We start from the raw sequence: 7,040 nt of genomic DNA on the forward strand, positions 1-7,040 counted from the left end.
GTGTTTCGGTCTCCTTTAGGAGGTGGCGCATATGACAGAATATTTTACAATCGGTGATGTCCATGGTAAGGCTAGTATGCTAGATGAGCTGCTCCAGCACTGGGACGGTCGCAGCCAACTAGTCTTTCTAGGCGACTTGATCGATCGAGGCGAGGACAGCCGAGCAGTTTTGGAGCGGGTCAAGAATTTAGTAGATCAGAAAGGAGCTGTTTGTCTTTCTGGCAATCATGAGTATATGTTTCTGACCTGGCTGGACAATCCTGAAAAGTCTTATGACCACTACCGACGCAATGGCGGAGATACGACGATTAATTCGCTTTTAGATCGACCTCTCAATGCTCCTGTAGATGGAGTAGCAGACGCGGAACGTGTCAAGACGGAGGTGGCCGATTTAGTAGATTTTATTCGCCAGATGCCTTTCCTGTTGGAGACAGAGCAGTACATTTTTGTCCATGCCGGCCTAGATTTGGAGCTGAAAGACTGGCGAGAAACCAGTGATTATCAAAAAGTTTGGATTCGCGCTCCTTTTCACGAAGGCAGTAATCAGACTGGCAAAACGATTGTCTTTGGCCATACACCGACATTTTACCTCTTGCATAAGGCACCGGGAACTGATCAGCTATGGATGACTGAGGATGGCAAGATTGGAATGGATGGCGGAGCTGTCTATGGAGGAGTACTCCACGGAGTTGTCTTTGGTCATAATGGCATCATAGAGCGGTATGCCATAAAAAATGATGGTTTGGTAGCCGAAGACTGAAAAAGATTGGGAAAATCCAATCTTTTTTTGCTGAGTTTCTCTCTGAAAATCAGCTTTTTTCCAAAATTTTCCCCAATAAAGCTAAAAAAAGCGGCATGTAAACACTTTTTCATCTAATTTTAAAGAAGCGCAAAAAGATTAAAAAACTAAAACAAGCAGATTAAATTTAGGAAACGCTTGGCCTGAGCTGTGATTTTAGCGAATATTCCCCCACAAAACCATAAAAATTTGGTATAATGTAGTGTAATAACAAGTTAAAATTTAGATACAGAGTAGGAAATCTATGACAAAAATAAAAATCGTAACAGACTCATCCGTAACCATTGAACCGGAGGTTGCTAAGGAATTAGACATTACTATTGTGCCTCTCTCTGTTATGGTGGACGGGGTGGTCTATTCGGATGCAGACCTAGAGGAAGGTGAGTTCCTTCGTCTTATGCAGTCTAGTCGCAATCTTCCTAAAACCAGTCAGCCGCCTGTCGGAGTCTTTGCTGATGTTTTTGAGCGCTTGGCAGAGGATGGAGCACAGATTATCTCCATTCACATGTCTCACGCCTTGTCAGGGACTGTCGAAGCAGCCCGTCAGGGAGCGACTCTGGCTAATGCTGATGTGACGGTTGTTGACAGCTCTTTCACTGATCAGGCTATGAAGTTCCAGGTCACCGAAGCAGCTAAACTGGCCAAAGAAGGAGCTAGCCTAGAGGAGATTCTAGCCAAAATCGAGGAAGTGAAGGAAAAGACAGAGCTCTATATCGGTCTCTCTACCTTAGAAAATCTGGTTAAAGGAGGCCGTATTGGCCGAGTTTCCGGTCTGATTAGCTCCCTGCTCAATATCCGTGTCATCATGCAAATGAAAGATCATCAGCTGGAGCCCATTGTCAAGGGGAGGGGTGCTAAGACCTTTAAAAAATGGTTGGATGATTTGACAGCAAGTCTGCAAAATAAGCAAGTGGCTGAGATTGGAGTTTCCTATGCAGGCAGTCCAGAATTGGCGCTAGAAATGAAGGAAAGTTTACAGCCGTATGTCAAGAAACCTATTTCAGTGCTGGAAACGGGATCTATTATTCAGACGCATACTGGGGAAAATGCTTGGGCTGTGCTGATTCGTTACGAATAAAACCATAATAATTTAGAAAATAGCGGCTTAGTACTTGACCTGAATGCTTTTTTTAGATATGATAATATTTGTTAGGGTTATCAACCCAGAAAAAATTTGGAGGATTTGTTAAATGGCTAACAAACAAGATTTGATCGCAAAAGTAGCAGAAGCTACAGAATTGACTAAAAAAGATTCAGCAGCAGCAGTTGATGCTGTATTCGCAGCTGTAACTGAGTACCTTTCAAAAGGTGAAAAAGTTCAACTTATCGGTTTTGGTAACTTTGAAGTTCGTGAGCGTGCAGCACGTAAAGGTCGCAACCCTCAAACTGGTAAAGAAATCAAAATCGCAGCTTCTAAAGTACCAGCTTTCAAAGCAGGTAAAGCTCTTAAAGACGCTGTAAAATAATTTTGGTTAATAAAGCCTGTCATACTGCTATTTAGCTTGTATGATAGGCTATTTTTTATTTGTAATAAACATAAATGGGTAAATTTTTTGAGAAATATACTGAGAATATATGATTAATTACAAGTGTATATATATTTAAAAAAGATAGTTGTAAGAAAGCAGAATGGGAACTGATGTAATAGTGTTTAGGGTGGAATAATTGTTGTGAACTAGTTAGATAAATTCAATTAGAAAAATCCAGTGTATTCAATTCTCTAAACTATTAATCATAAGATGAGAAATCATTTAAAGTATAAAAGTACGAACTTTTTTATTTACAATTATTCTTAATAGCCAAGTAGGCTGAGTCATGGTATAATGGTAATGATTTAGATAAGAAGATAATAATGGAGTACAAAATGAGTCAAGAGCATCAGCATGATTTTGAACAAGTCATAGGTCATCTTCGCTCTAAAGGAGTGAGAATTACCGAAACTAGAAAGGCAATCGTTACTTATATTATAGAAAGTCATGATCATCCAAGTGCTGAAATGATTTATCATGATTTGCTGCCAAATTTTCCAAATATGAGTCTGGCAACCGTCTATAATAATCTTAAAGTGTTGATTGATGAAGGATTTGTAACAGAGATTAAGGTTCGAAATGATACGACGACATATTTTGACTTTATGGGACATCAGCATCTTAATGTTATTTGTGAAAAATGTGGTCTTATTGCTGATTTGGAATTGGAGCTTCCAGATGTGAAGCATGAGGCAGAAGCCCAGACTGGTTATCACATTACTCAGAGTCAGACAACTGTTTATGGTATTTGTCCCAAGTGTCAAAGTTTGATAATTTAAGAAATAGCAAAAAGGATTGAAATTAGTAATTTTAATCTTTTTTTATCGAAAGAAAGATTATATATTTGTCTCTTTTTGAAAGTTGCTTTGGTATAAGAACCACTTGTCTGGTGATTTATACCACTTACGGAAAAACTCTTGTTTTTGTCTCAGAATCCTCTATAATAAATGGCAAATAGAAAAAGGAGACAGAAGATATGACAGATACAAAAATACAAGAGAAGTTGAAGCCAGGTTTGAAGTTAGCGGATTTTCAAAAAGATGGAGACATCTATCTGGCGCTGAATCAGGACTATGTCTCAGGGGACAATGCCAAATACATGACCATGTACAATCGTTTTGCTCGCTGGTATGATATGAGTGAGAAATGGCTGGGGGGCCTTCTCTATGGCAAGACAGTCGACAAGTTGAGAAGGGATCTGATGGCAGAAATAGAATGGAAGGATCATTTGTCAGTTCTTTATGTCTCTATCGGGACTGGCCACGACCTGCGCTACATTCCTGAGAATATTGACCTGAAAAGCCTAGACTTTGTCGGGGCGGATATTTCCATAGGCATGCTGAAAAAATGCCAGAAATCCTGCGCCAAGAAGACCAATCTGCGGCTCTTTCATGCTTGTGCGGAGGACCTTCCCTTTGCGGATAATAGCTTTGACATCGTCTACCATATCGGCGGGATTAATTTCTTTAGCGATAAGGCCAAGGCTATGCAGGAAATGCTGCGGGTTGCTAAGCCAGGGACTAAGATTATGATTTCAGACGAGACAGCAGACTATGTGGACCAGCAATATAAGAAGAACCACTTCAGCAAGGACTATTTTAAGGACGCTACGGTTGATTTGGGAGAAATTGAGGCCGCTATACCGGCAGGGGTCAAGGAGAAGGAGTTGAAACTCCTCTGGGATGAGAAATTTTATGTCCTGACGTTTAGGAAATAAATTATAAGAACCGGACTTTGTTTCCGGTTTTTCTGCGTTATTGGGTACATTGCTTATCAGACACGATTGACCTTAGCATATTGGTCTGATTTGCGAATGAACCATGCAAATCGTCCACCTTTTCTAAATGACAAAAGGATAAACAAATGTTAAAAAAATCTCCTTTTGTATATAGCCATTTTTCTTATAGTATGATAAAATGTAGATGTAATGTATCTATAAATGTTTGCTTTTTAGAAAGTGGGCACTGACAAGATGGGGACGCTCAGTTAGTATACAATTACATTGTACATTTAAAACTGAATATTGTGAGAAAGGAAGATTAAATGAACAAAAGAATTAGAACTTGGCTTCATGTTATCATTCTTTGTTTGGGAGTGATTTTGCCATCATTAGCCCCTCTTGCTGAAGTGCAAGCGGCCGAATTTAATGATGTCATTACTGAGATGAGTCTCAAAAATTCTTCTGGAGGAGACTTAACACAAGGGATTGATATTTGGCAAGATTTCCGCGTTTACGCAAAGTTTGTATTGCCTGATAACCAAGTACATCAAGGAGATACGACGACGATCACCTTGCCGCCAGAGTATGCTTTTGCGAACTCTTCAGCCATTGAGCTTAAGGACGAGTCAGGTAATCTTGTTGCAAATGGATTTTTGGATTCTGCAAACAAAACGATTACCTTAACATATACAAATTATGTTGAGCAAAAATCTCGTGTTCGTGGAGAATTTTTCTTCTATGCTCGAGTTGACCATGATGTAGTGAGTCAAGAAGGTGACTTGAATGCTGGATTTACAATAGGAACACGGACCTTAGTTCCAGGAACTGTTCATTATAATGGACCTCCTAAACAGTATGACTCTAAGATTGAAAAGAGTTCCTTCCAGTATAAGGATGACGAGAAAAATGTTATTCGTTACAATATTACTGTAAACCGTAATATGGCCAGCTATAGTGATGTAACCATCAAGGATGCGTTCTCATCTCCAAATTTCACCTTCTTACCAGATACTTTTCGTATTTATAAAGTAGATTGGCGTTGGAATAACGGAGATTGGAAATGGTCTAATGCTCAGGATATGACAGAAACATTTAAGAAACAAATGACTGTAAATCCTGGCGGAGATGGATTCACCCTTCCTCTAGGAGACACTAATGGCTTTGGTTATATGATAGAATATAGAGCTAAAGCAAATTATGATTTAGTTGATGGTGAAAAAATTACGAACGTAGCCAAGATGAATTATAATGGTGGTCTTACTGAACAATCAACTAGCACTCGTACCTATCAGATTGCTGGTGGTGTAGCCGAAGGATATGTATTCTCTATTAAGATCCATAAGGTAAATGAGGCGGGTGAAAATCTTCAAGGTGCTGAATTTGAAGTGGTTCGTGACAGTACTGGGGCAGTAGTTGGAAAGTTGACAACGGATGCTGATGGTAATGCGAGCGTAGGAGAGTTGTTGAGAGACAACTATACTATTCGGGAAGTAAAAGCGCCAGAAGGATATGACAAATCAACTGAGGAAATCAAGATTGGTTCACAAGATTTCGGAACTGATAAATCGGTATCTCGTGATATTGTCAACAAGAAGACACCAACTGAAAAAGCGATTACTTTCAGTAAAGTTAACCTTGGTGGAGAAGAAATCGCAGGAGCGCAGATCAAGATCTTCAAAGGCGACAAGGCAGAAGGTCAAGCTGTAGAAAGCTGGACATCCGAAGCTGGTAAGTCTAAAGAATTGAACTTGGCACTAGGTACATACACCTTCCATGAGGAAGCAGCTCCAACTGGTTACCTCAAAGTGACCGACATCACTTTCCAAGTCAAGCATGACGGCACAGTGGAAGTGACCAATGTTGGTACTAAGGATGCTAAAGGCGAGGACAATACAGTCGTAACCGATGGTTCAACTGTTACAGTAACAGACAAAGACGATGATCTTCCACGTAAGGTGACCTTCAGTAAGGTCAACCTTGGCGGTACTGAAATTGCCGGTGCTGAGATCAAGATCTTCAAAGGCGACAAGGCAGAAGGTCAAGCTGTAGAAAGCTGGACATCCGAAGCTGGTAAGTCTAAAGATCTCAACTTGGCACCAGGTACTTATACCTTCCATGAGGAAGCAGCTCCAACAGGTTACCTCAAAGTGACCGATATCACTTTCCAAGTCAAACATGACGGCACAGTGGAAGTGACCAATGTTGGAGAAAAAGACTCTAAGGGTGAAGACAACAAGGTCGTTACAAATGGTTCAACTGTTACAGTAACAGACAAAGACGATGATCTTCCACGTAAGATTACCTTCAGTAAGGTCAGCCTTGGTGGAGAAGAAATCGCAGGTGCTCAAATTAAGATCTACAAGGGCGAGAAAGCTGAAGGAGATGCAGTAGAAAACTGGACATCCGAAGCTGGTAAGTCTAAAGACATCAACTTAGCACCTGGTACTTATACCTTCCATGAGGAAGCAGCTCCAACGGGCTACCTTAAAGTGACCGACATCACCTTCCAAGTCAAGCATGACGGCACAGTAGAAGTGACCAATGTTGGTGAGAAAGACGCTAAGGGCCAAGCTAACACCGTAGCGACAAATGGTTCAACTGTTACGGTGACTGACAAGGACGATGATCTCCCACGTAAGATTACTTTCAGTAAGGTCAACCTTGGCGGTACTGAAATTGCCGGTGCTGAGATCAAGATTTACAAGGGCGAGAAAGCTGAAGGCGATGCAGTTGAAAGCTGGACATCCGAAGCTGGTAAGTCTAAAGACATCAACTTAGCACCTGGTACTCATACCTTCCATGAGGAAGCAGCTCCAACGGGCTACCTCAAAGTGACCGACATCACCTTCCAAGTCAAACATGACGGCACAGTGGAAGTGACCAATGTTGGTGAGAAGGACGCTAAGAGCCAAGCTAACACCGTAGCGACAAATGGTTCAACTGTTACGGTAACTGACAAGGACGATGATCTCCCACGAAAGATTACTTTCAA

The 7,040-nt window shown here is 40.9% G+C and carries 6 protein-coding genes; all 6 read left to right on the forward strand.

Annotated elements, in window-relative coordinates; genetic code table 11:
• The first annotated feature begins 31 nt into the window (after positions 1-31).
• A complete protein-coding gene (locus tag HMPREF9380_RS07315; RefSeq protein ID WP_002932749.1) occupies positions 32-760 on the forward strand; it encodes a metallophosphoesterase in 729 nt (242 codons plus the stop codon).
• A gap of 283 nt (positions 761-1,043) precedes the next feature.
• Positions 1,044-1,877, forward strand: coding sequence for a DegV family protein (locus HMPREF9380_RS07310; RefSeq protein WP_002932750.1), 834 nt, complete (start codon positions 1,044-1,046; stop codon positions 1,875-1,877).
• Positions 1,878-1,989: 112 nt separating this feature from the next.
• On the forward strand, positions 1,990-2,265 hold the full coding sequence (locus tag HMPREF9380_RS07305; RefSeq protein ID WP_002896125.1) for an HU family DNA-binding protein: 276 nt from the start codon (positions 1,990-1,992) through the stop codon (positions 2,263-2,265).
• Positions 2,266-2,663: 398 nt separating this feature from the next.
• Complete coding sequence (locus HMPREF9380_RS07300; protein ID WP_032907494.1) at positions 2,664-3,107, forward strand: Fur family transcriptional regulator; 444 nt, start codon at positions 2,664-2,666, stop codon at positions 3,105-3,107.
• 197 nt (positions 3,108-3,304) lie between these two features.
• The gene (locus HMPREF9380_RS07295) at positions 3,305-4,045 is read left to right on the forward strand and encodes a class I SAM-dependent methyltransferase (RefSeq protein WP_002932756.1); all 741 of its coding nucleotides are present in this window, start codon (positions 3,305-3,307) and stop codon (positions 4,043-4,045) included.
• 326 nt (positions 4,046-4,371) lie between these two features.
• The coding region (locus HMPREF9380_RS07290) for a SpaA isopeptide-forming pilin-related protein (RefSeq protein WP_002932758.1) at positions 4,372-7,040 on the forward strand (2,669 nt) is incomplete at its 3' end.

The sequence above is a fragment of the Streptococcus sanguinis SK49 genome (assembly GCF_000212815.1).
GTDB classification, from domain to species: domain Bacteria; phylum Bacillota; class Bacilli; order Lactobacillales; family Streptococcaceae; genus Streptococcus; species Streptococcus sanguinis_C.

Coding starts and splice junctions, on each gene's coding strand:
- HMPREF9380_RS07315 (WP_002932749.1), top strand. CDS start 32: ATGACAGAATATTTTACAATCGGTGATGTCCATGGTAAGGCTAGTATG.
- HMPREF9380_RS07310 (WP_002932750.1), top strand. CDS start 1,044: ATGACAAAAATAAAAATCGTAACAGACTCATCCGTAACCATTGAACCG.
- HMPREF9380_RS07305 (WP_002896125.1), top strand. CDS start 1,990: ATGGCTAACAAACAAGATTTGATCGCAAAAGTAGCAGAAGCTACAGAA.
- HMPREF9380_RS07300 (WP_032907494.1), top strand. CDS start 2,664: ATGAGTCAAGAGCATCAGCATGATTTTGAACAAGTCATAGGTCATCTT.
- HMPREF9380_RS07295 (WP_002932756.1), top strand. CDS start 3,305: ATGACAGATACAAAAATACAAGAGAAGTTGAAGCCAGGTTTGAAGTTA.